This window comes from Streptomyces odontomachicola, assembly GCF_039605595.1.
Classification (GTDB): domain Bacteria; phylum Actinomycetota; class Actinomycetes; order Streptomycetales; family Streptomycetaceae; genus Streptomyces.
Genome location: NZ_JBCFOK010000008.1, coordinates 172,345 through 195,495, shown reverse-complemented (window position 1 = coordinate 195,495; position 23,151 = coordinate 172,345). Strand labels below are relative to the sequence as shown.

Here is a 23,151-nt window from a genome sequence, read left to right as displayed (position 1 = left end):
GTCGGCTACCCGGTCGGGTAGTCCTTTGTGAGGCGCACAACAGCTCGCGAATGCACGCCGGTTGGCGATGCCCGCACCGCTAATCTCGAACGGTGACTACCTACATTTCCACCGCACCCCCGCCCATGCTCCGCGGCTCAGGTCCCGAACTTCTGCTGGCGCACGGTGCGGGCAGCGATATCGAGGACAGCTTCGGCCCCGTACTCGAGGAATTGGCCGCGCGGCACACGGTCGTCGGCCCCGACTACCCGGGCTCAGGAAAGACGCCGCTGCCGGGACGGCAGCTCACTCTCGACGAACTCGCGGACTACCTCGTGGAAAGCGCGGTCTCGGCGGGAGTGGAGACCTTCGCGCTCGCCGGATTCTCCATGGGCAGCGCGGTCGCGGTGCGGGCCGCGGCGCGCCACCCGCTGCGGGTGACCGCGCTCGCACTGTCGGCGGGGTTCGCCCGCCCCAACCCGCGGCTGCGGATGGTCATCGACACCTGGCGCGCGCTGGGCAGGCGCGCGGCCGAGACCGGGTCGGCCGAGGACGGCAGGACGCTGGCCTCCTACCTGTCCCTCGTGGTCGGCGGCACCGCGTGGCTGGACGCGCGGACCGAGGAGGAGACCGAGGAGCAGCTCGCCGCCTTCGCCGCGGGGCTGCCGCCGGGCATGGACGAGCAGTTGGCCGTGTTCGACCACATCGACGTGCGGCCCGACCTGGCCAGGATCGCGGTTCCCACGCTGGTGGTCTCGCCGTCCGGGGACCTGATCACCAGCCCGTCGCACTCCGCCGAGCTCGCCGCCGGGATACCGGGCGCCCGCCTGGTCACCCTCGACTGCGGCCACGCGCTCGCGGCGGAGCGTCCCGCCGAATGGGCGGCCGCGCTCACCGAGTTCCTGGCCGGCGCGCGGGGCTAGGGGGTTTCTGGCGGATCTCCGCGGCGTCGCGACGCCCGGCACATGCTCTCGCCGCACCGGCCGCAAGCCCGAGTACGCCCAGTACGAGGGCTTACGGCCGGCACGCCGAGAGCAGGCACCGGACGCCGCTCCTTCACCCACGGAGATCCGTCAGAAACCCCCTAGTCGCCGGACCCCGGCAGACAAGGTGCCGCCGGCTCCGGCCGGCGGCACTTCCGCGTGCGGGGCGGGGGTTCACGGAATGGCCGGGTACGGAGTGGGCGGTCGCCGAAGGGGTGCGTACGGAAGGGGCGGTTACGGAGCGAGGGCGCGCGGCGAGCACGTACGACAACCGCGGGACGCGCAACGGGCGCCTGGGAACGGTGTGTTCCCAGGCGCCCGTCCCGTGCTCCGGCGCGTGCCGCCCGGCAGCGGTCGAGGGGTTCCGATCCGCGGGCGGTCGGTGCTCCCGTGCCGGTCAGAACTTGCCCGTCGCGGGTGCGCGGCCGGTCAGGGTGGCGATCAGGGCGAGGACCGCGAGACCGCCGCCGAGCCACATCGCCGAGGTGATCCCGGCGCCGTCGGCCGCCTGCCCGCCGACCAGGGCGCCGAGCGCGATCGCCCCGTTGAAGATGCCGACGAACAGCGAGGACGCGGCCTCGCGCGCCTCGGGCGCCGAGGCCAGCACCCAGGTCTGGGTGCTCACCGAGACGCCGCCGTAGGTGAGGCCCCACACCGCCATCAGCGCGGTGGCCAGCAGCAGCGAACCGCCCAGCAGGGGAAGCAGCAGCACGGTCGCGCCGAGCACCAGGCTGATCGTGACCAGCGTGCCGCGCGGGGTGCGGCGGGCACCCGAGCCGGCGGCGAAGTTCCCCGCGACGCCCGCGATGCCGTAGACCAGCAGCAGCGTGCCGATCATTCCGGCCCCGACGCCCGAGACCTCCTCCAGCACCGGCCGTACGTAGGTGTACGCGGCGAAGTGGCCGGTCACCAGCAGGCCCACGATGATCAGCCCGGTGCGCACCCGGGGGTTGCCGAACAGGCCCATCGTGCCGCTCAGCGGCACGGCCTGCTCAGCGGGCAGCTTGGGGAGCAGCACCGCCATGGCGAGCACCACCAGGAAGGCGAGCGCGCCGGCCGCCACGAACGCCGCGCGCCATCCGGCCGCCGCGCCGACATAGGCGCCCGCCGGAATGCCGAGCACCGAGGCGATGGCGATACCGCTGAAGACAAGGGAAGTGGCGGGGCCGACCGACTTGGCGGGAACCAGGCGTACGGAAATCCCCGCGGCGATCGCCCACACGCCGCCCATGCCGATGCCGACCAGAATGCGGGCCAGCACCATGACGCCGAAGTTCGGCGAAAAGGCGGCCATCAGGTTTCCTGCGACCAGTACCAGCATCAACAGGCAGAGAATGATTCTGCGGTCGAATTTCCCGAGCGCGGAAACCAGCAGCGGCGAGGAAACGGCCGCCACCAGACCGGTAATGGTGAGGGTGAGTCCGGCCGTTCCCTCGGCGATGTGCAGGGAATCCATCATCGGTGTGAGCAGGCCGACCGGCATCATTTCCGAGGTGACCACGGTGAAGGTGCCGACCGCCACCGCGATGACCCCGAGCCAGCCGCGCAGCGCCGACTTCTCGGGGGTCGGCGGAGCCTCTGTGACTTCGTCAATTTTCGTCATGCACACAGGAAATCGGCCGGGGCGCGGGAGAACAACGGCCAATCCCTAATGCAGCGATTAGCGGAACGCATCGATCGAGGTCAGCGGCGGGGGCGGGCCACCGCGGGCGTCGTCTCGGCCCCGGTGTTCCCCGGCCCCGGAGACGCCAACGGCGGCGGCGCCCGCCCCGGTTGGTCCCGGGACGGGCGCCGCCGCCGTCCTCGCCTCGCGCGACTGGGCACACCGCCCGGCCGCCACCGCTCATCGCAGCGCGGCCTCCCGCAGTCCGGCCAGCGCCACCTCTGCCGCCTCGTCCGCGCCCCGTACCGGCAGCGCGGGAACGCCGGCCGTGTCCGCCGTCGCCGCGACGGCCTGCGAGAAGGCGCGGATGCGGGCGTTCTCGGCGTCGCGGCGCCACACGAGCCCGAGGTAGGAGTCCGCGATGCCCGCGACCGGCACGAAGGTGATCGCGCGCCGCCCGTAGTAGCTCGCCGTGTGGTGGCACAGCAGCATCCCGCCGCGGCCTGCCGCCACCAACGACAGCCCCTCCTGCAACGTGTTGACCGCAGGCCCTGACGGCACCGCCAGGCCGCCGGGGGTGAGCGGCGGCGCCTGCGCGTGCCGCCAGTACCCGGGCGCGGGCCCGCCCACGCTGATGAGGGGGCACTCGGCGAGCTCCTCCGCTGTGAGGAACTCGCGCTCCGCGAAGGGGTGCCGGGGCGGGACGGCCAGCGCCTGGGGCTGCCGCGAGAAGACCGGGCCGAGCACCAGCTCCCGCTCCTCCATGGGCATCAGCACCACCGCCGCGTCCACCTCGCCCCGGTGCACCGGGCCGAACGGGTCGGAGAGCGGTATCTCGACGAGGTCGGCGACGCAGTCCGGATACCTGTTGTGGAAGAGCGAGAGCGCGTTCATGACGTGGTCGTCCGGCGCCCCCTGGAAGCCGACGCGCAGCATCCCGTCGATGCCGCGCGCCGCGGTGCGCACCTCGTCGACGGACTGCTGCAGCGCGTCGTACGCGGGCCGCAGCCCCGCCAGCAGGTGGTCGCCGAGCGGCGTGAGCCTGACCCGGCGGCTGGTGCGCTCCACCAGGCGCGCGCCGACCCTGCTCTCCAGCGCCCGCAGCAACTGGCTGACCCTGCTCTGCGATACGTACAGCCGCTCGCCCGCCCGTCCGAAGTGCAGCTCCTCGGCCAGGGCCAGGAAGGCCTCGAGCTCACGGATCTCCAGACCGCTCATGGTGTCCTTTCGCCGCGGTACCGGCCGCTCCGGCCGGGGTTTCTAGGCATCGTCGAGCGCAGCGTGGTGGGTGCGCACCCGGCGTACGAGCTCCATCCGCGAGCGCACCGAGAGTGCCTGGTACACCTTGCGGAGGTGGTAGTTGACGGTGTGCGGCGAGAGGTAGACGCGCTCCGCGATCTGCCCGTTGGTGAAGCCCCGCACCGCCATGTGCGCGATGCCGCGTTGAGTGCTGGTCAGCCCCTGCCAGGCGGCGTCGTGCCCCGCCGCCGACGGGGAAGCCTGCCGGGACGGGGACGCCTGCCGGGGTACGGGGCGCGCGACCGCGTCCGCGACGTTGCCCGCGAGCGGTTCGTCGCCGCTCCGCGCGACCGCTGACGGCTTCGCCGGGGTGTGCGGCGCGGCGGGCGCCTCGGCGAGCACGCGGCGCTGCCGTCCGCGCGAGCGCGGCCTGATGGCCGGTCTTCGCTGGGTGAGCACCGCGGCGCCCGCCGCGCTGCCGCCCCGCCGGCGCGGCGCGTTGGCCTGCCGCCGCAGCGCGGTCTGGAGCGCGACCGGTATCGACTCGCGGATCGCCCGCAGGAACAGGGGGCTGGAGAAGACCAGATCGGCCTGCTCGGTGCGGACGAGCCCCGTGGAGTCGGCCTCGTGCAGCAGCGGCAGCAGCGCCGCCGGCTCGACGTCCAGCATCTGCGAGATGGTCTCGAAGGGGATGCGTCTGTTCAGCACGGAGGCCACCCGCAGCATCTGGCGGCACTCCGGCGAGCAGTCCAGGAGCAGCCGCTGCACCAGGGTGCGCAGCCGCTGGGGGAGCGCGTGGCCGACGAGCCGCGCCGTCGCGCCGACCCGGATGCCGCCCTCCTCGCGCAGCCCCTCGATGAGTTCCTTCAGCGCCTGCGGGTGCCCGGCGGCCTCGGAGACCAAGTCAGCGACGGACGCGTCGAGTTCGGCGCCCAGCAGGTCGGCGGCGAGGCGGCGCGCCGCGTGCTCCGAGAGCGGCTCCAGGCTGAAGTACCTGCGCTGCGCGGTGAGCGCGTTCAGCACGCTGTCGACGGTGCCGTTCGTCCAGCCCGAGCGCCGGGTGACGCACCACAGGGCGGGCGCCGTGGCGGCCGTCCCGATCAGTCCCGCCATCGCGCGCGCTCCCTCCTCGCCGACGCAGTGCGCGTCGTCCAGCAGCACAACCGCGCGGCCTGCCGGGGGATTCCCCGGGCGCGGCACGCCGTGTACGAGGGCGAAGCCCCTGCGCCGCGCGATGTGCCCGACCTCCTCCAGCATCCGCGTCCTGCCGGAGCCCGGCGTGCCGTCGAAGACGAGGGCGACGCCGCGCGCGTGCTCGGCGGCGTGCAGGGCCTCGTGGGCGCCGTGGAGCTCGTCCACGCGGCCACGCAGGGGGTGTTCGTGTTCGTGAAGTCCTGGCGGCGATTCCATTGAGCAGCTCTCCGGTGTGTCTCAGTCCGGTCGTTTCGCAGGGCCCGGCGGTGGCCGGCCCTGTGGCGGAACGGGCGCCGTGCGCGGTGCGCGTGGGGGCGCTCCCGCGTCCGTACGAGGCCGTGCGCCGCGGCCGTCGCGCTCGCGAAGGTGCGGCGCGGGGCGCGAACGGGGCCCGGCGGACGGTGCGTCGGGCGTGCCCGCGGTGCGCGGCGGCGGTCGGCCCGCAGCCGGGGCGCCGGTGGACGGTGTGCCCCGGGCGGCGGCGTTCCGGTTTCCGGTGCGTCGTTCTCAGGCCCCTGCGGGGCGGCCGCACGCGCGGCGCCGGAGCGGCGGCGCCAGGCCGTGCGGGGTGCTGCGACAACGGGCGCGCGGACAGCGGAGCGGGCGCGGCCTGGCCGTGCGGAACGGCGGTCGGCGTCTGCGGGCATCGACGGATATGTGCACGGGCGGGCCGTCGGGCCCCGCCTGTGGGGATCGTGCAGCCATCATTCCTCCCCCGGTGTGGTGGCTTAAACAATATAGAGCGCTCGCTATTTTTTTAGAAGCCGATGACCATCCGGCGGGCCCCGCGCGGGGTGGCGCGTGGCCCGTTCCGCAAGGTCAGAGCGGGCCGGAGAGCGGGACGTGACTCCCGTCTCTTCGGCCACTCCCGTCCCGCCCGGCCGGGTGTCCTTCGTGCCGGCCGGGCGGCGGTCCTCCCGCCTAGGCGGCCGTCCAACCGCCGTCCACCGGCATCGCGGTCCCCGTGACGAAGGAGGCGCGGTCGCTGCACAGCCAGGCCGCCGCCTGGGCGATCTCCACCGGATCGGCCATGCGCCGCTGCACCGAGCGCTCCACGAACCGCGGCTCCAACTCCGGCGTGCCGGCCAGCAGTTCGTCCATCAGCTCGGTCCTGGTGCTGCCCACGACCAGGGCGTTGGCGCGGATCCCGCGCTCGCCGTAGTCGGCGGCCGCTGCCCGGGTCAGCCCGATCACCGCGTGCTTGGCCGCCACATAGGGCGGGGTGGCCCCGGTCGCCTGCACACCGGCGACGCTGGAGGTGTTGACCAGCGAACCCCCGTTCCCCGAGGCGAGCATGGCGGGGATCTGGTGGCGCAGGCAGTGCCACAGCCCGCGCACGTTCACCTCCATCACCCGGTCGAACACCGCCGTCGCCGTCTCGTGCAGCAGCGGCCCCGCGGTCGCCCAGCCGGCGTTGTTGAAGGCGCCGTCCAGCCCGCCGAAGGTCTCCGTGGCGGTCGCGCAGGCGCGCTCCACGTCCAGGTCCGAGGTCACGTCGCCGGGCGCGGCGACGGCGCGGCCGCCGGACGCGGCGATCTCCTCGGCCAGCGCGTGCAGCCGCTCCTTCCTGCGCGCCATCAGCACCACGGCTGCGCCCTCGGCGGCGAAGAGCCGCGCGGCGGCCGCGCCGATCCCGCTGGAGGCCCCGGTGATCATCACGGTCCGGCCCGCCAGCATCCCCTGCTGTCCCCTCATGTCTGCTCACTCCCCCGCGCCCCGCCGCACCGGGCGGGGCACATGTCATCGGATCGTCGTCGGAACGTCATCGGCGTTCGCCGCGGCCGTACGCCGCAGGGATAAGCCGGGCGCCGACAGGCGCCCGCACGGCCGGAGCCGGTCCGCGCGACGTCCGGCCGCGGCGGCCCGGCGGGGTGCGGACCTGTGGGCAGGCGGCAGCATCAGGCCGCCACCGCGCCCCGGCCTCCCGCGGCACGCACCGTGCCGTCCAGGTTCTCCGCGGGCAGCGAGGCGATGTCGGCGGAGAAGGCCACGGCGCCGTCCTGTTCGGCGACGACGCGTACGCGGCGGCCCCGTGACCCGTCGCAGGGGAGCGCCCGCGCCGTGATCCAGCACGGTTCGTCCAGCTCCACATAGCGGGTGAAGACCGCGTCGAGCCCCGTCAGCACGCTCGGCCCGGGGCGGCTCGTCAGGTGCGCCGCCTGGCGCGCGGCCTCCAGCAGCAGCATGCCCGGCACATGGTCCAGCGGGTGGTCGAAGAGGACCGGGTGCGCGGGGTCGGTGCGCAGCATCCACCGGTCCCGCGCGGGCGTGGGCGAGAGCACGACGTCCGCCGCGCGCTCCCGCCCGACGCGGTACGCGGTGACCGCCGGGCCGGGTGCGGGGGCCCGCGAGAGCGCCTGCTCGGCATCCGCGTACCGCCCGCGCATCCGCGCGTAGAGGCCGGGCGGCACGCTGCTGAAGTCCAGCGCCGCGGTGGCGATCCGGGCGCCGTCCAGCGTCGCCTCGATGCGGGTGTCGTGCTTGTCCGAGCCCGCGCCGCGCCGCCTCGCCACCGCGCGCGCGACCCGCAGCACCGGCTCGACGGGCCCCGCGCGCAGGGGCGTCGGGGGCAGGGTGAAGCTCAGGCGGTTCCACAGCAGCCGGTGGCCGAACGGCACCCCGTACGCGGCGTGGGACAGCAGCGGCACGGTCTGCCGGACCGTCTCGGTGAACAGCAGCGGGTCGTACACCCCGTGCCGCGGCTCGTAGAAGCCGTGCAGCTCGGGCCAACGGGCCCCGACCTCGGCCGCGTTCGGGCCCGCCGGGCGCCAGCCGGTGAGCAGCACCTCGCGGGCGTCGTGCTTGTGTACGTACTCCTTCGGCACACCGGCCGAGGCGGATGCGGCGCTGATGGCGCGCGCGGTCCGGGTCACGGGCGTTCCTCCCCAGAACGTCGTCAGAGGCTCCTGCGGCGTGCGCGCGCTTCTGCGGGCGCCGCGGCGTCGCACACCTGCGGCCCGGTGCCGGGGCAGGAGCCGGAGACCGCGCCCCGGTGTTCCCCCCGCAGGCGCGGCCGTCAAGCATTAACATAAAGGGCATTCTTTTTGCGTGTCGAGAGTTGACAGTTGGGGAGCTGATGGTCGAACCCAAGCAGGAGCGTGCGCTGCGCACGCGGAACAGGCTGGTGCGCGCGGCCGCCGAGGAGTTCGACGCGCACGGCTTCGCCGGATCCAATGTGTCCGGAATCGTCAAGCGCGCCGGCATGACGCTGGGCGCGATGTACTTCCACTTCCCCTCCAAGGAGGCCCTGGCCCTGGAGGTGATGAACAGCCAGTCCGCGGTCGTGGAGCCCCTGCTGGACTCCGAGGGACTGCAACGGCTGGTGGACATCACGCTGGTGTGGTCGCACGTGCTGCGGGTCGATCCGCTGCTGCGCGCCGGTGTGCGGCTGGCGGTGGAGCAGGGCGGCTTCGGGCTGCGGGACGAGACCTCGTTCGCGGGGTGGAAGGCGACCATGACGGAGGTGCTCGAAACGGCGCGGCGCCGGGGCGAGTTGCTGGAGGGCGTGGTCCCGGCGGACGTGGCCGAGTTCGTGGTGGGCGCGTGCACCGGCACCCAGCTCTATTCGCACCTGGCCGCCGACCGCGCGGACCTGACGGAGCGCATCGTGCGCATGTGGAGGTACCTGCTGCCGGGCATCGCCGTCCCGGAAGCGGCCGCCGCGATCGACCTGGACCCCCGGCGCGGGAAGGAGGACTGAGATGCCGAGGCCGCAGGACGGCGCCGCGCGGCGGGAGTCGGCGGAGAGTGCGGCGGGGCCCGGGCCCGTCGTGGTGACCGGCGCAACCGGCACGGTGGGCTCGCTGGTGGCCGGGCGGCTGGCGGCGGCGGGCGTTCCGGTGCGCGCGCTGACCCGCGACCCGGTCGCCGCCGCGCGTGCCGGTGTGCCGGGCGACCCGGTGCGCGCCGACTTCGCCGACGGGGCGGGGCTCGCCCGCGCCTTCGCGGGCGCCGACGCGGTGTTCGTGGTCACGGGAGATCCGCTGGAGCCACGGCACGACGAGAACGTGATCGAGGCGGCCAGGCGCAGCGGGGTGCGGCACCTGGTCAAGCTGTCGGCCCTGGCCGTGGACGATCCAGGCGCCGATGACGTGCTCACCGAGTGGCAGCGCGAGAACGAGCAGCGGCTCGCCGCCTCGGGCCTCGTCGGCACGCTGCTGCGCCCGCGCGCCTTCATGACCAACACGCTGCACTGGGCCCCCGGCGTGCGGAGTTCGGGCACGGTGCGCGCGCTGCACGCCGACTCGCGCAACGCGTGCGTCGACCCGGCGGACATCGCCGACGTGGCCGTACGCGTGCTCACCGACCCGGAGGCCGAGGGCAGGGCCTGGGACCTGACGGGACCCGAGCCGGTCTCGGCGCGGGACCAGGCCGCGCGGATCGCCGAGGCGACGGCGCGGCCGGTGCGCTGCGAGGAGCTCACGGTCGACGAGGCACTGGCCGGGTGGCGCCGCCACCTTCCCGAAGTCCTCGTACAGGCGCGGCTGCGGAGCGCGGAGCGCCAGCGCGCCGGCGCCAAGGAACGGGTGGCGGACGGCGTCGCGGAAGCGCTCGGTCGGCCGCCCGGGTCCTACGCGGCGTGGGCGCGGAAGCACGCGGACGCGTTCCGCTGAGCGGCCGCGCGGCCCGGCGCCGCCCGGTTCGCCCGCCCCGGACCTACCCCCGGCCGCCCGAACCCGCCGGGCGGGGCGGTGCGTTCGCGGCCGCGCGCCGCGGGTCCTGACCGCTCTCGGCGCCGCGGCTCTCCGGCCGCACCCGGCCGTCGAGTTCGGGCGCGGCGATCCCGCGCAGCACGCCCTCCCACATCCCGGACAGCAGCTCGTGCACGGGCCTTTCGTCCTGCTCGCCCGCAGCGGCCTGCAGCGCGGTGGACTCCACCCCCGAGACCAGGCAGGCGGCCAGCACGCTCAGGCCGTCAGGGGTGGTGCCGGACCGCAGCTCGCCCATCTTCTGGGCCTGCGCCGCCAGTCCGCGCACCGTGGGAAGCCAGATGTTGTACCAGTCGTGCTGCGCCGCCGGGTCCTCACGGCACAGCCGGCTGGCCGCGCTCACGCACTCGTTGTCCCGCAGCAGCAGCGCGATGACGTGCGTGACGTCGACGATCGCCTGGAGCGAGAGCTCGGCCCCCGCGACGGCCTGGGCGATGGCGGCGCGCGTGGTGTCCTTGCCGCGCGCGCACACCGCGTCGGCCAGATCCATCTTCGAGGAGAAGTGGAAGGTCAGTGCCCCTATGGTGACCTCGGCCCCGGTGCAGATGCGGGTCAGCGAGGTCCCCGCGTACCCGCACCGCGCGAACTCGACGGCCGCCGTCTGCGCGATCCGGCTCCGCGTGCGTATGGCTCGTGTCTGGCTCACGGCTCACCCCTCCCAGCCGATCGGCAGAACAGGCATGGGACTCTCCTCGGTTCATGTTCAGTCCATGTTCAGCAACACGGCTCCTGACGGGAGCTTACCCATGAACAAAGCGAGCGTATTTTTTGTTATGCCCGAGCGACGGCGCGAAATGGCCTTGTCAGGTGGGGAGATGGGGTCTATGCGGTGCTTCGCGCTGCGTGCGGCCGGGGCGCTCACCGGTCGCCGCCTTCTCTTGCTACCCGTGCGTAATTAGGCTGCGGAGGTCCGGGCGGTCCACTCCGTGCACGCCGCCTCCGAACCGGAAGTCTGGAAGGAAGCCCGTGGCCTCTCGCTCCGTACGCCGTCTCGCCGGTCTGCTGGCCGGCGCGGGCGCCGCGCACTTCGCGGCGCCCCGCCTCTTCGACGGCATCGTTCCGCGCGCCCTCCCCGGGAGCGCCCGCACCTGGACCTATCTGAGCGGCGCCGCCGAACTCGCCACGGCCGCCGCCGTGGCCCACCCCCGCACGCGGCGCGCGGGAAGCCTCGCCGCCGCGGGCCTGTTCGTCGCGGTCCTCCCGGCGAACGTGCAGATGGCCCGCGACTGGCGCACCCGTCCTGCCCCGCTCCGCGCCGCGGCCAGCGCCCGCGTTCCCGCGCAGATCCCGCTCGTGCTGTGGGGTCTGTACGAGGCGCGCAGGGCACGCCGCGCGCAGGCCGACGGACAAGGGCGGGCTCAGGACCCCGCACAAGGCGGCGCGGAATCCGGGGTGTTGGAAGGCCGGAACGCGGGGCAGGCGAGCCCGACCGGCAGCCGGAAGAGCCGGTCCTGACACCCGGAGTGCGGAAGAGGAGGGGGAGCCGATGACGAGGCGTACGCGGCAGCGGCGCGCGGCCGGGGCGTCCGTGGGCCGCGCGGTCGAGGTGCTGCGCGGCTGGGACCGTTCGGTGTTCCGCGGAGTGGCGCGGCGCGACTGGCCGTGCGCCGAGGGCGTGCTGCCGCGGCTGAGCCACGCGGCCGACCACGGCAAGCTGTGGCTGGGAACGGCCGCCGCCATCGTGGTCTCGGGCGCCGGCGGACCCCGTGCACGCAAGGGTGCCGTGCGGGGGATCGCCGCGCTCGGCGTGGCCTCCGCCACGGTCAACATCCTCGGCAAGGGCGCGGTGGCGCGCTCCCGCCCGCTGCTCGACGAGGTGCCGCTGATACGTCAGTTGACGCGCACGCCGCGCAGCACCTCCTTCCCCTCAGGGCACTCCGCGTCGGCCGCCGCCTTCGCGACCGGCGTCGCGCTGGAGTCCCGGGGCTGGGGCGCGGCGGTGGCCCCGCTGGCCGCCGCCGTCGCCTTCTCGCGTGTCTACACCGGCGCGCACTATCCGGCCGACGTCCTCGCGGGCACGGCGATAGGCGCCGCCTCAGCCTTCCTCGTACGGGCCGTGCTGGAGCCCGGTGCCCCGGCGCCGCCCGCGCAGCCGCTGGTCGAGGCGCCAGGACTGCCCGGCGGGCGCGGCCTGTCGGTGGTCGCCAACGCGGGGTCGGGGTCGGGCGCCTTCGCCGGCGAGGTGCGCGAGGCGCTGCCGGGCGCCGAGCTGACGCACTGGGAGCCGGGCTCGGCCGCGCTGCCCGAGGTGCTGGAGAAGACGGCGCTGCGCGCGGCCGAATCCGGCGGTGCGCTGGGCGTGTTCGGCGGCGACGGCACGGTGAACGCCGCCGCCACGGCCGCGCTCCAGCACGGCGTGCCGCTCGCCGTGCTGCCCGGCGGCACCTGCAACCACCTCGCCCAGGACCTCGGCGTCGGCACCTGCCACGACACCGCGCGTGCCGTGAACGAGGGCCAGGCCGTCGCCCTCGACCTGGCCCGCTTCACCCCGGGCCCGCGGCCCGAGGAGGGCGGCGAGGACGAACGGGCCATCGCCCCCGGCCACTTCGTGAACACCTTCAGCCTCGGCGCGTACGGCGACCTGGTCGAGGTGCGGGAGCGCTGGAGCGGACGCCTGGGGCCATGGGCGGCCGGAGTGGTGGCCGCGGTGCACGTGCTGCGCCATTCGCGCCCTTTCACCGCGAAGGTCAACGGGCGGCGGCAGTCGCTGTGGCTGCTCTTCGCCGGCAACTGCTCGTACGCGACCCCGGGCGGCGGCTCGGGCGCGGTGCGGCGCTTCAACCTCGCCGACGGGATGCTCGACGTCCATCTCGTACGGGCCGGGCGGTGGGCGCGCACCCGGCTGGTGGCGGCCGCGCTGGCCGGGCTGCTGCACCGCTCGCCCGTGCACGCGGCCGCGCGCGCTCGCGGGCTGCGCCTGGACGAGATCACGCCGGGCACGCTGTGCTCGTACGACGGCGAGACCGCGCCCGCGCCGCGCGACCTGACGGTGGACAAGGAACCGGAACCGCTCACCGTCTACCGGCCCCTCCCGCCCTGGCTGGACGCCTCGCCGTGAGCGGTACGCCGGCCCCGCTCAGCCCCTCGACCTGAACCAGTCGCTCGCCAGCGCGGCGACCTGCTCCAGCGCGCCCGGCTCGGGGAACAGATGGGTGGCGCCGCGCACCACGCTCAGCTCGTGCGGGCAGCGGAGTTGACGGGCCGCCTCCCGGTTGAGCCGCAGCACCTCGGTGTCGGCGCCGCCCACGACGAGCAGGACCGGGGCGCGTACGCCGGGCAGCGCCGCGCCCGCGAGGTCGGGGCGGCCGCCGCGGGAGACGACCGAGGCGGTGCGCTCCGGCCGTTCGGCGGCCGCGACCAGGGCGGCGGCCGCGCCCGTGCTGGCGCCGAACAGGCCGACGGACAGCCGCGCGGTCCCGGGGTGCCCGGCCAGCCAGTCCACCGCTGCCGTGAGCCTGCGGCCCAGCAGGCCGATGTCGAAGCGGTGCTGCGCCGTCGCCTCGTCCACCCGTTCCTCGTCCTCGGTGAGCAGGTCGAGCAGCAGCGTGCCGAGCCCGGCCTCCTGGAGCGCGCCGGCCACGGCGCGGTTGCGCGGGCTGTGCCGGGAGCTGCCGCTGCCGTGCGCGAAGAGCACGACGGTGCGCGCGTACTCCGGTACGTGCAGGTCCCCGGCGAGCGCCGTGCCGCCCGGCGACACGGGGACCGAAACCAGCTCTGTGATCATGAATTCCCTCCGCGGTTCCCTTCGCGCCCGGGGGGTCTGCGCGGTGCGCGGGCCGGGTTCCCCGGAAGTGCCCGCTCACCACCTCGGGCCGCGCTTCGGTCCTTACCCCGGGCCGCGCATCGGCCGTGCGCCGCCCTACCAGTCACCACCCCCGCCCGCGCCTCGTTGGGCCCTGCGGAGCTTCGAGGGAGGGGGAGCCGTGTACACAGCCGGCGAACAGGACGACCACGAGGGCCCGCACCGCGCCGTTCCGGCGATCCGGGCGCCGCGGCAGGGGCCGTGGCAGGGACCCACCGATCTGGAGAGCGAGCTGTACCGGCTGGCGCGGTGCGGCGACAGCTACGGCTATCTGCGGCGGATCGCCGCCGAGGGGCTCTACCGCCCCGTGCCGCTCACCCGCACCGGGCGCCGCCGCATCGCCTCGCGGCGGCTGGCGACCCGCCGCCTGGAGGACGGCCGCACCCTCGCGTACGTCTACACCGCGGGCGTCCTGCCGCGCCCGCACCCGTATCTGGCGTACGAGGCCACCACCCTCGGCGAGATCGCCAGGTCGTGCCCGCGCGCCGTGGACGTGCTCGCGGTGAACGCGGCGACGCCCTGCGCCCGGTTCTTCCCCGCGCACCCGCACGAGCGGCGGGTGTGGACCGAGCTGCACGAGGAGCTGCACGATCCGGAGGCGCTGCGCAACCGCCTGCTGACCCGCCGCACCGGTACGCCCGCGCCCGGCGATCTGCGGCACGGCCTCGCCTGCGGCGCGCTGCCCTGCTACGAGGAGGGCGAGCCGTGGAACGCCGCCGACTGGCACGGGCGCGGGCACGGCGCCGAGCTCCAGTGGCTCGGCGCCTGCTGGGGCGTGCGCACCCGGCAGGACTGGCTGGACGTGCAGGAGCGGCTGCTGCGGCGCGAACTGTCGCCCTGGCACTGGGAGTTCGTGCTGGGCGCCCGGCCCCGTGCGCGGCCCCGGCACGGCGGCACGGCCGATCCGGTGCGCTGGCGCGAGGGCGTCGAGGCGGAGCTGCGCGCGGCGGTGGGGGTCCGCGCCGGAGAGGACCCCGCGCTGGACGCGTGCGTGCGGGAGCTGCGGGAGCTGGTGGGCGCGATCGTGCGGTACGAGGCGAGGTTCCGCGCCGACGGGATCCTCGCCGGCGACGGGGCGGTGCGGTCGGTCGCCGCGTGGGACCTGGGGTGCGCGTCGATGACGGCGCGGCGGGGGATGGGCGCGCGGCTGGCGAGCGCGGAGGAGGCGCGGCGCGCGCTGGAGCGCGCGGGGTCGGCGGCACGGACCGCGTACGCGTCCTGGGACGAGTACGCGGCGGGCTACCTCCTGGGCCGCTGCCTCACCGCCGACGCGGAACAGTTCGGCGAGTGGTACGTCACCGGGCTCGCTGCGCATCGGGCCTTGGCAACGGACCCGGACAGCCCTTGGCGAACGGTCCCGTACGCGGACGGCTGATGTGCGTTGCGGGTGCTGTCCGCGCCGCCCTCCTCCCCCCCCACGAGCTGTGGGCATTCGTTCCGTCGGGGCGGAACGGGTGGGCACAGCGGACCGCAGCCCCCAGCGCTAGCGCCCCCCACCCAGCGGGGCCAGGCCGCGCCTACGGCCGCAGTGCCTCGTACGCGCGCCCCACCGCCGCGGGCCGCGGCTCCGGCGGCGTGCCGTCGCCGAAGGGGCGGCCGCCCAGGGACGCCCTGCCGTGCGGGGCGGACCAGCCACCCAGGTCGGGCCCCACCGGCACCACCCCGGTCGGGTTGATGTTCGTGTGCACCCGGTAGTAGTGCTGCTTGATGTGCGCGAAGTCGACCGTGTCGCCGAACCCCGGCGTCTGGTAGAGGTCGCGCGCATACGCCCAGAGCACCGGCATCTCACTCAACTTCTGCCGATTGCACTTGAAGTGGCCGTGGTAGACGGAGTCAAAGCGCACCAGCGTCGTGAACAGCCGGATGTCCGCCTCCGTGATCGTGTCGCCCACGAGGAAGCGCTGCCGCCCCAGCCGCTCGGACAGCCAGTCCAGCCGGTCGAACAGCCGGTGGTAGGCCCGCTCGTACGCCTCCTGCGTGGCACCGAACCCCGCCTGGTACACCGCGTTGTTGACGTCCTTGAAGACCAGCTCGTTGACCGCGTCGATCTCCTCGCGCAGCGCCTCCGGATACAGCTCGGGAGCCCCCGCACGCTGATGGGCGGTCCACTCCGTGGAGAGGTCGAGGGTGATCTGCGGATACGCGTTGGTGACCAGCCGCCCGCTGGGCACGTCCACGATCGCGGGCACGCTGACCCCGCGGTCGTAACCGGGCTCGGCCTTCTCGTACGCCTCCGACAGATACCGGATCCCGAGCACCGGATCGCGCCCGCCCTCGTCCAGCGTGAAGCGCCAACTCCGCTCGTCCTGCAGGGGATCGGCGACCGCGACGGACAGCGCGTCCTCAAGCCCGAGCAGTCGCCGTACCACCAGCGCGCGGCTCGCCCACGGGCAGGCGAGGCTCACGACCAGCCGGTAGCGGCCCGGTTCCACGGGCCAGGGCGAGGAGCCGTCGGCGGTGATCCGCGCGTCGAAGAACCGCGAGGAGCGGACGAACTCGCCCTTCGCGTCGGTCTCCGGGTTCGCGCCGACGGGCTGTTCTGAGGTGGAGGTGGACGTGGACGCCATGGCGGTCCGCTCCTCTCGTATGGGCTGCGAGCGACCGTGCGTGCCATGCGGTACTGCCGTGCCGTGCCGCCGTACGGGACCCCGCGGGCGGACGGGTTGCCGCGGGAGGTCCCCCTGCAAACGTGGCGTACCGGACGGAGAGTGGCAAGGCGCCGGAGGTCCCGCCCCGCTCACCCCGTGGCGCTCTCCTCGGCCCCGTACCGCTTACGCGCAGGCAGCCGGCGCAGCCCGGAGACCGCGAGCGCCACCGTGCCGAGCGCGAGGACCGCGGTCTGCACGGAGAGGAACAGCAGCATCGTGTGCGGCAGTCCGCCGGTGGGGTAGAGGAGCAGCCCGCTGGTGCGCACGGCCAGTACGAGGGCGCCGAGCGCGGCGAGAGCGAGCGGCGTGCCCGGGTCGGCGGTGGCTTCGGCGCCGCGCACCCGTGCCCCGTACCAGAGCACGGTCAGCGCGAGGACGGCCGTCGCCAGCGCCCACACCTCGTCGGCCACTGGCGGCAGCGCCGCGACCGAGGCGCCCATCAGCACGCACATGGCCAGCAGCGCCTGGCCCGGCGGCAGCAGCGGCAGCCGCGGCGCGGGCGCGTCCTCGTGGAAGCCGGAGCAGAGCGCGAGCACCGTGAGCCAGCCGAGCGCGATGTGCGCGAAGGTCAGCGCGTCCGGCGCCATCCCGAGGTCGGCCAGGTCCACTACGGAAAGCAGCGCGGGCACCGCCGCACACACCGCGAAGGACAGTGCGGCCCGCCGGTGCCCCCGCGTCAGCGCCGCGTACGCGCCCACCCAGCACAACGGCAGCAGCCACTGGGCCACTTCGCGCAGGGAGGAGGGCAGGCCGTGGCCGGTGAACACCCCCAGGTACGTCTCGCGGTCACCGACCGAGGCGCCCTGCAGCCAGGCCAGCGCGAGCGCGCGCTCCGTCACTGCGTTCGCCGCGTGCAGCAGGAGCCCGAGCAGCCCGAACATCCGCACCGCGGCGCCGGCCGCCGCGTACCGCGCGGGGGTGCCGGGGCCCTTCGCCGCGCCCAGCCGGGTGCGCACGGCGAGCACCGCGATGCTCGCCAGCTCGCCCGCTGCCGGGCGCATCTCCTCGCGCGCCGCCTCGGCGGACGCCGCGTCCCGTGCGCCGCTGCGCTCCTCGGCGCCGTCGAGGAACGCCTCGACCATCTCGTCCTCGCGCCGCTCGCGGTAGTAGGCGGGGAGGAGGCGCAGTGCCGACCTGTACCGCCGCTCCAGCAGGCTCGTCATGCCTCTCCTCCGGCGAGTCCCGGGCGCCGCGCGGCGATCCGCCGGGTGGCGGTGCGCGCGCCGAGCGCCATGCGTTCGGCCTCCTCGGACAGGGCGGCCGCGCCGTCCTCGGTGATCCGGTAGTAGCGGCGGAGCCGTCCGCCGTGCGCCTCCTCGCGGTCCAGCTCGATCAGGCCGTCGCCGGAGAGCCGGTCCAGCACCCCGTACAGCGTCCCGATGCGGAGCTGGACGCGCCCCTCGGAGAGCTCCTCCACCTCGCGCACGATCCCGTACCCGTGCCGCGGCCCGTCCGCGAGGACGGTGAGGACGAAGAACGCCGTCCGCGTCATATCCCTGGCTGCCATGGGGGCAGCATATCTTGTAAAGCAAGATATGCCAGAGGGGGGCACGAAGGGGGAGTCCCGGCTAGGCGGGCGCGTGGACGCGCAGCCGCTCGATCGCGGGCGCCGCCTGTGCCTCCGGTGGTACGCGGGGGAAGCCGTACGCGCCCGGCGTGAGGCTCCCGAGCACGCTCGCGTGGCGGGCTCCCGTGCAGGCGGGGACCGTGCCGGGCAGCGCGTGCGCGGTCAGGTAGCCGAGCACGGCGAAGGCGAAGGGCTCCTTCGCGGCGGACGGCAGCCCGAGCTCGTCGGAGAGCCGTACGGGCACCCCGGCGCCCAGCTCGGCGCGGAGCGCGGCCAGCAGCGCGGGGTTGCGGGTGCCGCCGCCTGAGGCGATCACCTCGGTGGCCCCGGCGCCGCGGATGGCGTCCGCGGCGGTCACGGCGGTGAGCCGCACGAGGGTGGCCAGCAGGTCCTCGGCGGAGATCTTCTCCGCGTCCTCGCCGAGGGAGGCCAGCGCGTCGCGGAGATAGCCGGGGTGGAAGAGCTCCTTGCCGGTGGTCTTGGGCGCGGGGAGCGCGTAGTACGGGTCGGCGAGCAGGGTACGGAGGAGCGGCTCGTGCACCTGGCCCGCGGCCGCGAGGGCGCCGTCCCGGTCGAAGTGCCGCTCGCCGCCGGTGAGTCGTACGACCGCCGCGTCCATCAGCGCGTTGGCCGGGCCCGTGTCGAAGGCGAGGGGTGTGTCGGCGTGCGGGACCGTGAGGTTGGCGATCCCTCCCAGGTTGAGGGCGACCGGTGTGCCCGGGCGCCCGCGCAGCCACAGCAGGTCCACGGCGCTGACCAGCGGCGCGCCCTGACCGCCCGCCGCGACGTCCCGCGTACGCAGGCCCGAGACCACCGGCAGCCCCGTGCCCTCGGCGATCCACGCGGCCTCGCCGAGCTGGAGCGTCCCGTGCACGCGGCCGCCCTCCGCCCAGTGGTAGACGGTCTGCCCGTGCGAGACCACCAAGTCGGCCTCGCCGCCGCACAGTTCGCGCACGGCGCGCTCCGCCGTCCCCGCGAAGGACCGGCCGATGAGGGTGTCCAGCCGGCACACGTCGTACAGGCTCGTGGGGGAGGGCGGCAGCGCGGCGGCCAGCAGGGCGCGCAGCTCCTCGCCGTAGTGGCAGGTGAGCGAGCCGAGCGGGGAGAGCACCAGCGCGTCGCCCTCCCTGGTGAGGTCGGCCGCCGCGGCGTCGATGCCGTCGTAGGAGGTGCCGGACATCAGGCCGATCACGCGCAACGTGGTGCTCCTTCTCCTGGGTGCGGGCGCGGTCTTCAGTCGTGGAGGGCGCGGCGGTGTGCGCCGCCGCGCAGGGTGAGCAGGGCCGGGATGCTGAGTACGCAGGCCAGCGCGGCGTAGTAGGCGGGGATGTCGGCGTTGCCCGTGCGGTTCACCGCCTCGGTGATGATGAGGCCGGCGCAGCCGGAGAAGACCGCGTTGGACAGCGCGTACGCGAGGCCCAGGCCCGTGTAGCGGACCGTGGTCGGGAACATCTCCGAGAGCATCGCGGGTCCAGGCCCCGCCATCAGCCCGACCACCGCCCCGGCCGCGAACACGCCCGCGCCCTGCGCGAGTTGCGAGGCGTCCTTGTCCTGGAGCAGGCGCAGCAGGGGGAGGGAGAGCAGCACCACCAGCACGGCGCCGGTGAGCATCACGGCGCGCCGCCCGATCCGGTCGCTGAGGTGCCCGGCCGGGAGGATCACCGCGGTGAAGCCCGCGTTGGCCAGCGCGGTGGCGACCAGGGCCTGCTGGAAGCTGGCGTCCAGCGTGGACTGGAGGTACGAGGGCAGCACCACCAGGAAGGTGTAACCGGCGGCCGACCAGCCCATGATGCGGCCCGCGCCGAGCACGATGGCCCCCAGGGTGCGGAGGGGAGGGGCGGGTTCCGCGCGCTCGCCCCGTACCCGCGCGGCCTCCTTCGACGGGCCGGAAGCCGCCTCCGGCGGGCCAGAAGCCCCCTTCGCTCGCGCGAAGTTGGGCGTCTCGTCCAGCCTCAGCCTGACCCACAGCGCGACCAGTCCCAGCGGGAGCGTCAGCAGGAACGGGAGGCGCCAGCCCCATGCGTTCAGCGCCGTCTCGTCCATCGCGAGGGCCAGCACCGCCGCGAATCCGGCGCCCGCGAGGAGCCCGAGCCCCACGGTGAAGGACTGCCACGCCCCGTACAGCCCCCGCTTTCCCCGCGGCGCGAACTCCGTCAGCACCGCCACCGCGCCCCCGAACTCGCCGCCCGCGCACAGCCCCTGGACCGCGCGCAGCACGGTGAGCAGCCACGGCGCCGCCGCTCCCGCCGTGGCGTAGGTGGGCAGCGCGCCGATCAGCGTGGTCGCCGCCGTCATCACGAGCAGGACGAGGATGAGGGTGGGGCGGCGCCCTGCGCGGTCGCCGACGCGGCCGAACAGGGCCGCGCCCAGCGGGCGGAAGAAGAACGCGAGGGCGAAGGCCGCATACGTCTTGACCAGGGCCTCCAGCTCACCGCCGCCGTGCGGGGTGAAGAAGTTCGCGGCGATCACGGTCGCGAAGTAGCCGTAGACGCCGAACTCGTACCACTCGATGAAGTTCCCCGCCGAACCGGCGACGAGCGCCCGCCGCGAGGGCCGCGCTGGCCCGCCGTCCGTGTGCGTCGCCGCCTGCGGATTCACCGCTCTCTCACTGTCCTGTGATGTCACGGACCCCTGATACCCGCTCGCCTCGGCGCGCACGCCGTACGCCGCCGCGCGTCCCCGGCGTCGCCGCCGGCCTCACTCCGTACGGGCGAGTCCCGCGTAGGAGGTGAGGGACCTGCTCGGCGTCGTCTCCGCGTCCGGGCGCCACCGGCTGACCGGGACCAGTCCGGGCGGCAGGAGCTCCAGGCCGCAGAAGAGGCTCCGCAGCTCCTCCGGGGTGCGCAGGTGGTACGGGTCGGCGCCGCTGCTGTTGTAGCGCTCGTGCGCCTCGTTGCGCGCCGCGTCCACGTCCGTGCCGTCGCTCAGGGCCAGGAAGCTGCCGGGCGGGACGGCGTCCAGCAGCCGCCGCACGATCGCCCGCGCCTCGGCGTCGTCCGGTACGTGGCCCAGGACGCCGAGCAGGATCAGGCCGACGGGGCGGGTGAGGTCCAGCGTGCGCGCGGCCGCTTCGAGGACCGCTTCCGGGTCGTGCAGGTCGGCGTCGACGTAGGCGGTCGCCCCCTCGGGGGTGGAGGTGAGGAGGGCGCGGGCGTGCATGAGCACGAGCGGGTCGTTGTCGACGTAGACGATGCGGGACTCCGGGGCGGCGCGCTGGGCGATCTCGTGGGTGTTCTCCACGGTGGGCAGCCCGGTGCCGATGTCGAGGAACTGGCGTATGCCCTCCTCCCGCACGAGGTGCCGCACCGCGCGGGCGAGGAACTGCCGTGCGCCGCGCGCGGATTCCACGATGCCGGGGAAGAGCGCCGCGAACTCGTCGCCCGCGCGGTGGTCGACGGGGTAGTTGTCCTTGCCGCCCAGCCAGTAGTTCCAGATCCGCGCCGAGTGCGGGACGGATGTGTCGATCTCCGGCGGGGGAGGGGGCGAGGGCTGCGGCGAGGGGTCGGACGAGGGCTGGGAGGAGGGCCGGGGCGAGGGCTGCGACGAGGGGTCCGGAATGGGGTCCGGCATGAGGGCAACTCCTGTGCGGCTCGTGGGGGTTCGGTGCCGGTCAGCCTAGGCGCGGGCTCTCCGGCGGTCGCGGCGCTTCTGGAAAACATCCGCTGCCGGAAGCCTTGACAGGAGGAATGGTCTGGACCAGTTTTGCGCGCGGCGGCGCGCGCCGCCTTCCCTCTCCGCTTGGAGGCAGCAGTGCCGTTACGAAGATGGGCCGGGGGCGCCGTCGCCCTCGCACTGGGGGCGGCGACCGTCCTCACCGGGGCGGGCGCCGCACAGGCCGCCGACGCCGAGGCCACCAGGAACGGGGGCTTCGAGTCAGGGCTGGCGGGCTGGAGCTGCTCGGGCGGCAGCGGCAGCACCGTCGGATCCCCCGTGCACGGCGGCACCGCCGCGCTCAAGGCCACCCCCGCCGGCCAGGACAACGCCAGGTGCACCCAGACCGTCGCGGTCAAGCCGGACTCCACCTACAAGGTCAGCGGGTGGGTGCAGGGCGGCTACACGTACCTCGGGGTGTCCGGCACCGGCACCACCGACGTCTCCACCTGGACGCCGGACAGCGGGAGTTGGAAGCAGCTCACCACCGGCTTCAAGACCGGCCCGAGCACGACCTCGGTCACCCTCTACACGCACGGCTGGTACGGGCAGGGTGCCTACTACGCCGACGACCTCTCCGTCTTCGGGCCCGACGCGGGCGGCGGACCCGGGCCCACCGTGCCGGGCACGCCGAGCGGCCTCGCCGTCACCGGCACCACCGCCTCCTCGGTGACGCTCGCCTGGGACGGGGTGAAGGGCGCGACCGGGTACACCGTGTACCGGGACGGCGCCAAGGCCGCGTCCGTCACCGGCACTTCGGCCACCGTGAGCGGGCTGAGCGCGAAGACCTCGTACTCCTTCCAGGTGGCCGCCGCCAACGACGCGGGCGAGTCGCCCAAGTCGGCCGCGGTGACCGCGACCACGAAGGACGGCGGCGGCAATCCGGGGCCCGGGGTGCCGCGGCACGCGGTGACCGGCTACTGGCAGAACTTCGACAACGGCGCGGCCGTGCAGAAGCTGCGCGACGTGCAGGACCCGTACGACATCATCGCCGTCTCCTTCGCCGACGCCACGGCCACGCCTGGGAAGATCGACTTCACGCTCGACCCGGCCGTCGGCTACGGCTCCGTGGACGAGTTCAAGGACGACATCCGGGCCAAGCAGGCCGCGGGCAAGAGCGTCGTGCTGTCCGTCGGCGGCGAGAAGGGCAACGTCGCGGTCAACAGCGACGCAGCGGCGACGGCCTTCGCCGACAGCGCGTACGTGCTGATGAAGGAGTACGGCTTCAACGGCGTCGACATCGACCTGGAGAACGGGCTCAGCTCCACGTACATGACGAAGGCGCTGCGGCAGCTCTCCGCGAAGGCGGGCGCCGGACTGGTGCTGACCATGGCGCCGCAGACCCTCGACATGCAGTCCACGTCCAGCGAGTACTTCAAGACCGCGCTGGCCGTGAAGGACATCCTCACCGTGGTCAACACGCAGTTCTACAACAGCGGTTCGATGCTCGGCTGCGACGGCAAGGTCTACTCGCAGGGCTCGGTCGACTTCCTGACCGCGCTCGCCTGCATCCAGCTCGAGGGCGGCCTCGACGCCTCGCAGGTCGGCCTCGGCGTGCCTGCCTCGCCGCGCGGAGCGGGCAGCGGCTACGTCTCCCCGCAGACCGTGAACAGCGCGCTCGACTTCCTGGCGCGGGGCACCGGATGCGGCTCCTTCAAGCCGCCGCGCACCTACCCCGCGCTGCGCGGCGCGATGACGTGGTCGACCAACTGGGACGCGACGGCGGGCAACGCGTGGTCCAGCGTGGTGGGGCCGCACGTGCACGGGCTGCCGTAA

At 74.6% G+C, this 23,151-nt stretch carries 20 protein-coding genes; 7 read left to right on the top strand and 13 right to left on the bottom strand.

Translation table 11 applies throughout. From position 1 onward, the window contains the following. Positions 1 to 92: 92 nt before the first annotated feature. Complete coding sequence (locus ABEE00_RS17160) at positions 93 to 902, top strand: alpha/beta fold hydrolase (RefSeq protein WP_345746373.1); 810 nt, start codon at positions 93 to 95, stop codon at positions 900 to 902. Between the two features lie 457 nt (positions 903 to 1,359). On the opposite strand, the gene ABEE00_RS17155 is transcribed toward ABEE00_RS17160, so the two are convergent. The 5 genes from ABEE00_RS17155 to ABEE00_RS17135 form a co-directional block, all read right to left on the bottom strand. Continuing rightward, positions 1,360 to 2,565, bottom strand: coding sequence for an MFS transporter (locus ABEE00_RS17155; RefSeq protein WP_345746372.1), 1,206 nt, complete (start codon positions 2,563 to 2,565; stop codon positions 1,360 to 1,362). Positions 2,566 to 2,805: 240 nt separating this feature from the next. Then, on the bottom strand, positions 2,806 to 3,783 hold the full coding sequence (locus ABEE00_RS17150) for a LysR family transcriptional regulator (protein WP_345746371.1): 978 nt from the start codon (positions 3,781 to 3,783) through the stop codon (positions 2,806 to 2,808). A gap of 42 nt (positions 3,784 to 3,825) precedes the next feature. Beyond that, a complete protein-coding gene (locus tag ABEE00_RS17145; RefSeq protein WP_345746370.1) occupies positions 3,826 to 5,163 on the bottom strand; it encodes a helix-turn-helix transcriptional regulator in 1,338 nt (445 codons plus the stop codon). Positions 5,164 to 5,919: 756 nt separating this feature from the next. Next, positions 5,920 to 6,693: an SDR family NAD(P)-dependent oxidoreductase gene (locus ABEE00_RS17140; protein WP_345746369.1), complete on the bottom strand. Its 774-nt coding sequence runs from the start codon at positions 6,691 to 6,693 to the stop codon at positions 5,920 to 5,922. Between the two features lie 203 nt (positions 6,694 to 6,896). Further along, positions 6,897 to 7,871: a ScbA/BarX family gamma-butyrolactone biosynthesis protein gene (locus tag ABEE00_RS17135; RefSeq protein WP_345746368.1), complete on the bottom strand. Its 975-nt coding sequence runs from the start codon at positions 7,869 to 7,871 to the stop codon at positions 6,897 to 6,899. 203 nt (positions 7,872 to 8,074) lie between these two features. On the opposite strand from ABEE00_RS17135, the gene ABEE00_RS17130 reads away from it, so the two are divergent. Next, positions 8,075 to 8,698, top strand: a complete 624-nt coding sequence (locus ABEE00_RS17130) for a ScbR family autoregulator-binding transcription factor (RefSeq protein WP_345746367.1) — start codon at positions 8,075 to 8,077, stop codon at positions 8,696 to 8,698. A 1-nt stretch (position 8,699) separates the two neighbouring features. After that, complete coding sequence (locus tag ABEE00_RS17125; RefSeq protein ID WP_345746366.1) at positions 8,700 to 9,611, top strand: NAD(P)H-binding protein; 912 nt, start codon at positions 8,700 to 8,702, stop codon at positions 9,609 to 9,611. 43 nt (positions 9,612 to 9,654) lie between these two features. Here ABEE00_RS17125 and ABEE00_RS17120 read toward each other — a convergent pair whose 3' ends face one another. Beyond that, the gene (locus tag ABEE00_RS17120; protein WP_345746365.1) at positions 9,655 to 10,353 is read right to left on the bottom strand and encodes a TetR/AcrR family transcriptional regulator; all 699 of its coding nucleotides are present in this window, start codon (positions 10,351 to 10,353) and stop codon (positions 9,655 to 9,657) included. Between the two features lie 320 nt (positions 10,354 to 10,673). Here ABEE00_RS17120 and ABEE00_RS17115 point away from each other — a divergent pair, with 320 nt between their 5' ends. Both ABEE00_RS17115 and ABEE00_RS17110 read left to right on the top strand, forming a co-directional pair. Continuing rightward, the gene (locus ABEE00_RS17115) at positions 10,674 to 11,162 is read left to right on the top strand and encodes a DoxX family protein (RefSeq protein ID WP_345746364.1); all 489 of its coding nucleotides are present in this window, start codon (positions 10,674 to 10,676) and stop codon (positions 11,160 to 11,162) included. A 31-nt stretch (positions 11,163 to 11,193) separates the two neighbouring features. Then, entirely contained in the window at positions 11,194 to 12,765 is a 1,572-nt protein-coding gene (locus ABEE00_RS17110) for a bifunctional phosphatase PAP2/diacylglycerol kinase family protein (RefSeq protein ID WP_345746363.1), read from the top strand. A gap of 18 nt (positions 12,766 to 12,783) precedes the next feature. On the opposite strand, the gene ABEE00_RS17105 is transcribed toward ABEE00_RS17110, so the two are convergent. Continuing rightward, positions 12,784 to 13,431 carry a dienelactone hydrolase family protein gene (locus ABEE00_RS17105; RefSeq protein WP_345746362.1) on the bottom strand — a complete coding sequence of 216 codons (648 nt, stop codon included), beginning with the start codon at positions 13,429 to 13,431 and terminating at the stop codon, positions 12,784 to 12,786. Between the two features lie 199 nt (positions 13,432 to 13,630). Here ABEE00_RS17105 and ABEE00_RS17100 point away from each other — a divergent pair, with 199 nt between their 5' ends. Next, on the top strand, positions 13,631 to 14,884 hold the full coding sequence (locus tag ABEE00_RS17100; RefSeq protein WP_345746361.1) for a DUF1266 domain-containing protein: 1,254 nt from the start codon (positions 13,631 to 13,633) through the stop codon (positions 14,882 to 14,884). 142 nt (positions 14,885 to 15,026) lie between these two features. Here the strand turns inward: ABEE00_RS17100 and ABEE00_RS17095 are convergent, their stop codons facing one another. From ABEE00_RS17095 to ABEE00_RS17070, 6 genes are all read right to left on the bottom strand, one after another. Next, entirely contained in the window at positions 15,027 to 16,076 is a 1,050-nt protein-coding gene (locus ABEE00_RS17095) for a glutathione S-transferase family protein (protein WP_345746360.1), read from the bottom strand. Between the two features lie 170 nt (positions 16,077 to 16,246). Beyond that, positions 16,247 to 17,320 carry a hypothetical protein gene (locus ABEE00_RS17090; protein WP_345746359.1) on the bottom strand — a complete coding sequence of 358 codons (1,074 nt, stop codon included), beginning with the start codon at positions 17,318 to 17,320 and terminating at the stop codon, positions 16,247 to 16,249. After that, a complete protein-coding gene (locus ABEE00_RS17085) occupies positions 17,317 to 17,649 on the bottom strand; it encodes a PadR family transcriptional regulator (RefSeq protein ID WP_345746499.1) in 333 nt (110 codons plus the stop codon). Before ABEE00_RS17085 ends, ABEE00_RS17090 begins: the two co-directional genes overlap by 4 nt. Positions 17,650 to 17,725: 76 nt before the next feature. Then, the gene (locus tag ABEE00_RS17080; RefSeq protein WP_345746358.1) at positions 17,726 to 18,922 is read right to left on the bottom strand and encodes an anhydro-N-acetylmuramic acid kinase; all 1,197 of its coding nucleotides are present in this window, start codon (positions 18,920 to 18,922) and stop codon (positions 17,726 to 17,728) included. Between the two features lie 35 nt (positions 18,923 to 18,957). Further along, positions 18,958 to 20,322 carry an MFS transporter gene (locus tag ABEE00_RS17075; RefSeq protein WP_345746498.1) on the bottom strand — a complete coding sequence of 455 codons (1,365 nt, stop codon included), beginning with the start codon at positions 20,320 to 20,322 and terminating at the stop codon, positions 18,958 to 18,960. Positions 20,323 to 20,421: 99 nt separating this feature from the next. After that, positions 20,422 to 21,294: an SAM-dependent methyltransferase gene (locus ABEE00_RS17070; RefSeq protein ID WP_345746357.1), complete on the bottom strand. Its 873-nt coding sequence runs from the start codon at positions 21,292 to 21,294 to the stop codon at positions 20,422 to 20,424. A 180-nt stretch (positions 21,295 to 21,474) separates the two neighbouring features. On the opposite strand from ABEE00_RS17070, the gene ABEE00_RS17065 reads away from it, so the two are divergent. Beyond that, positions 21,475 to 23,151: a chitinase gene (locus tag ABEE00_RS17065; RefSeq protein WP_345746356.1), complete on the top strand. Its 1,677-nt coding sequence runs from the start codon at positions 21,475 to 21,477 to the stop codon at positions 23,149 to 23,151.

Excerpts from the sequence above, each read along its gene's own strand:
- ABEE00_RS17155 (WP_345746372.1), bottom strand. The coding sequence starts at position 2,565 with ATGACGAAAATTGACGAAGTCACAGAGGCTCCGCCGACCCCCGAGAAG.
- ABEE00_RS17140 (WP_345746369.1), bottom strand. The coding sequence starts at position 6,693 with ATGAGGGGACAGCAGGGGATGCTGGCGGGCCGGACCGTGATGATCACC.
- ABEE00_RS17070 (WP_345746357.1), bottom strand. The coding sequence starts at position 21,294 with ATGCCGGACCCCATTCCGGACCCCTCGTCGCAGCCCTCGCCCCGGCCC.
- ABEE00_RS17090 (WP_345746359.1), bottom strand. The coding sequence starts at position 17,320 with ATGACGAGCCTGCTGGAGCGGCGGTACAGGTCGGCACTGCGCCTCCTC.
- ABEE00_RS17130 (WP_345746367.1), top strand. The coding sequence starts at position 8,075 with ATGGTCGAACCCAAGCAGGAGCGTGCGCTGCGCACGCGGAACAGGCTG.
- ABEE00_RS17125 (WP_345746366.1), top strand. The coding sequence starts at position 8,700 with ATGCCGAGGCCGCAGGACGGCGCCGCGCGGCGGGAGTCGGCGGAGAGT.
- ABEE00_RS17150 (WP_345746371.1), bottom strand. The coding sequence starts at position 3,783 with ATGAGCGGTCTGGAGATCCGTGAGCTCGAGGCCTTCCTGGCCCTGGCC.
- ABEE00_RS17085 (WP_345746499.1), bottom strand. The coding sequence starts at position 17,649 with ATGACGCGGACGGCGTTCTTCGTCCTCACCGTCCTCGCGGACGGGCCG.
- ABEE00_RS17095 (WP_345746360.1), bottom strand. The coding sequence starts at position 16,076 with ATGGCGTCCACGTCCACCTCCACCTCAGAACAGCCCGTCGGCGCGAAC.
- ABEE00_RS17110 (WP_345746363.1), top strand. The coding sequence starts at position 11,194 with ATGACGAGGCGTACGCGGCAGCGGCGCGCGGCCGGGGCGTCCGTGGGC.
- ABEE00_RS17105 (WP_345746362.1), bottom strand. The coding sequence starts at position 13,431 with ATGATCACAGAGCTGGTTTCGGTCCCCGTGTCGCCGGGCGGCACGGCG.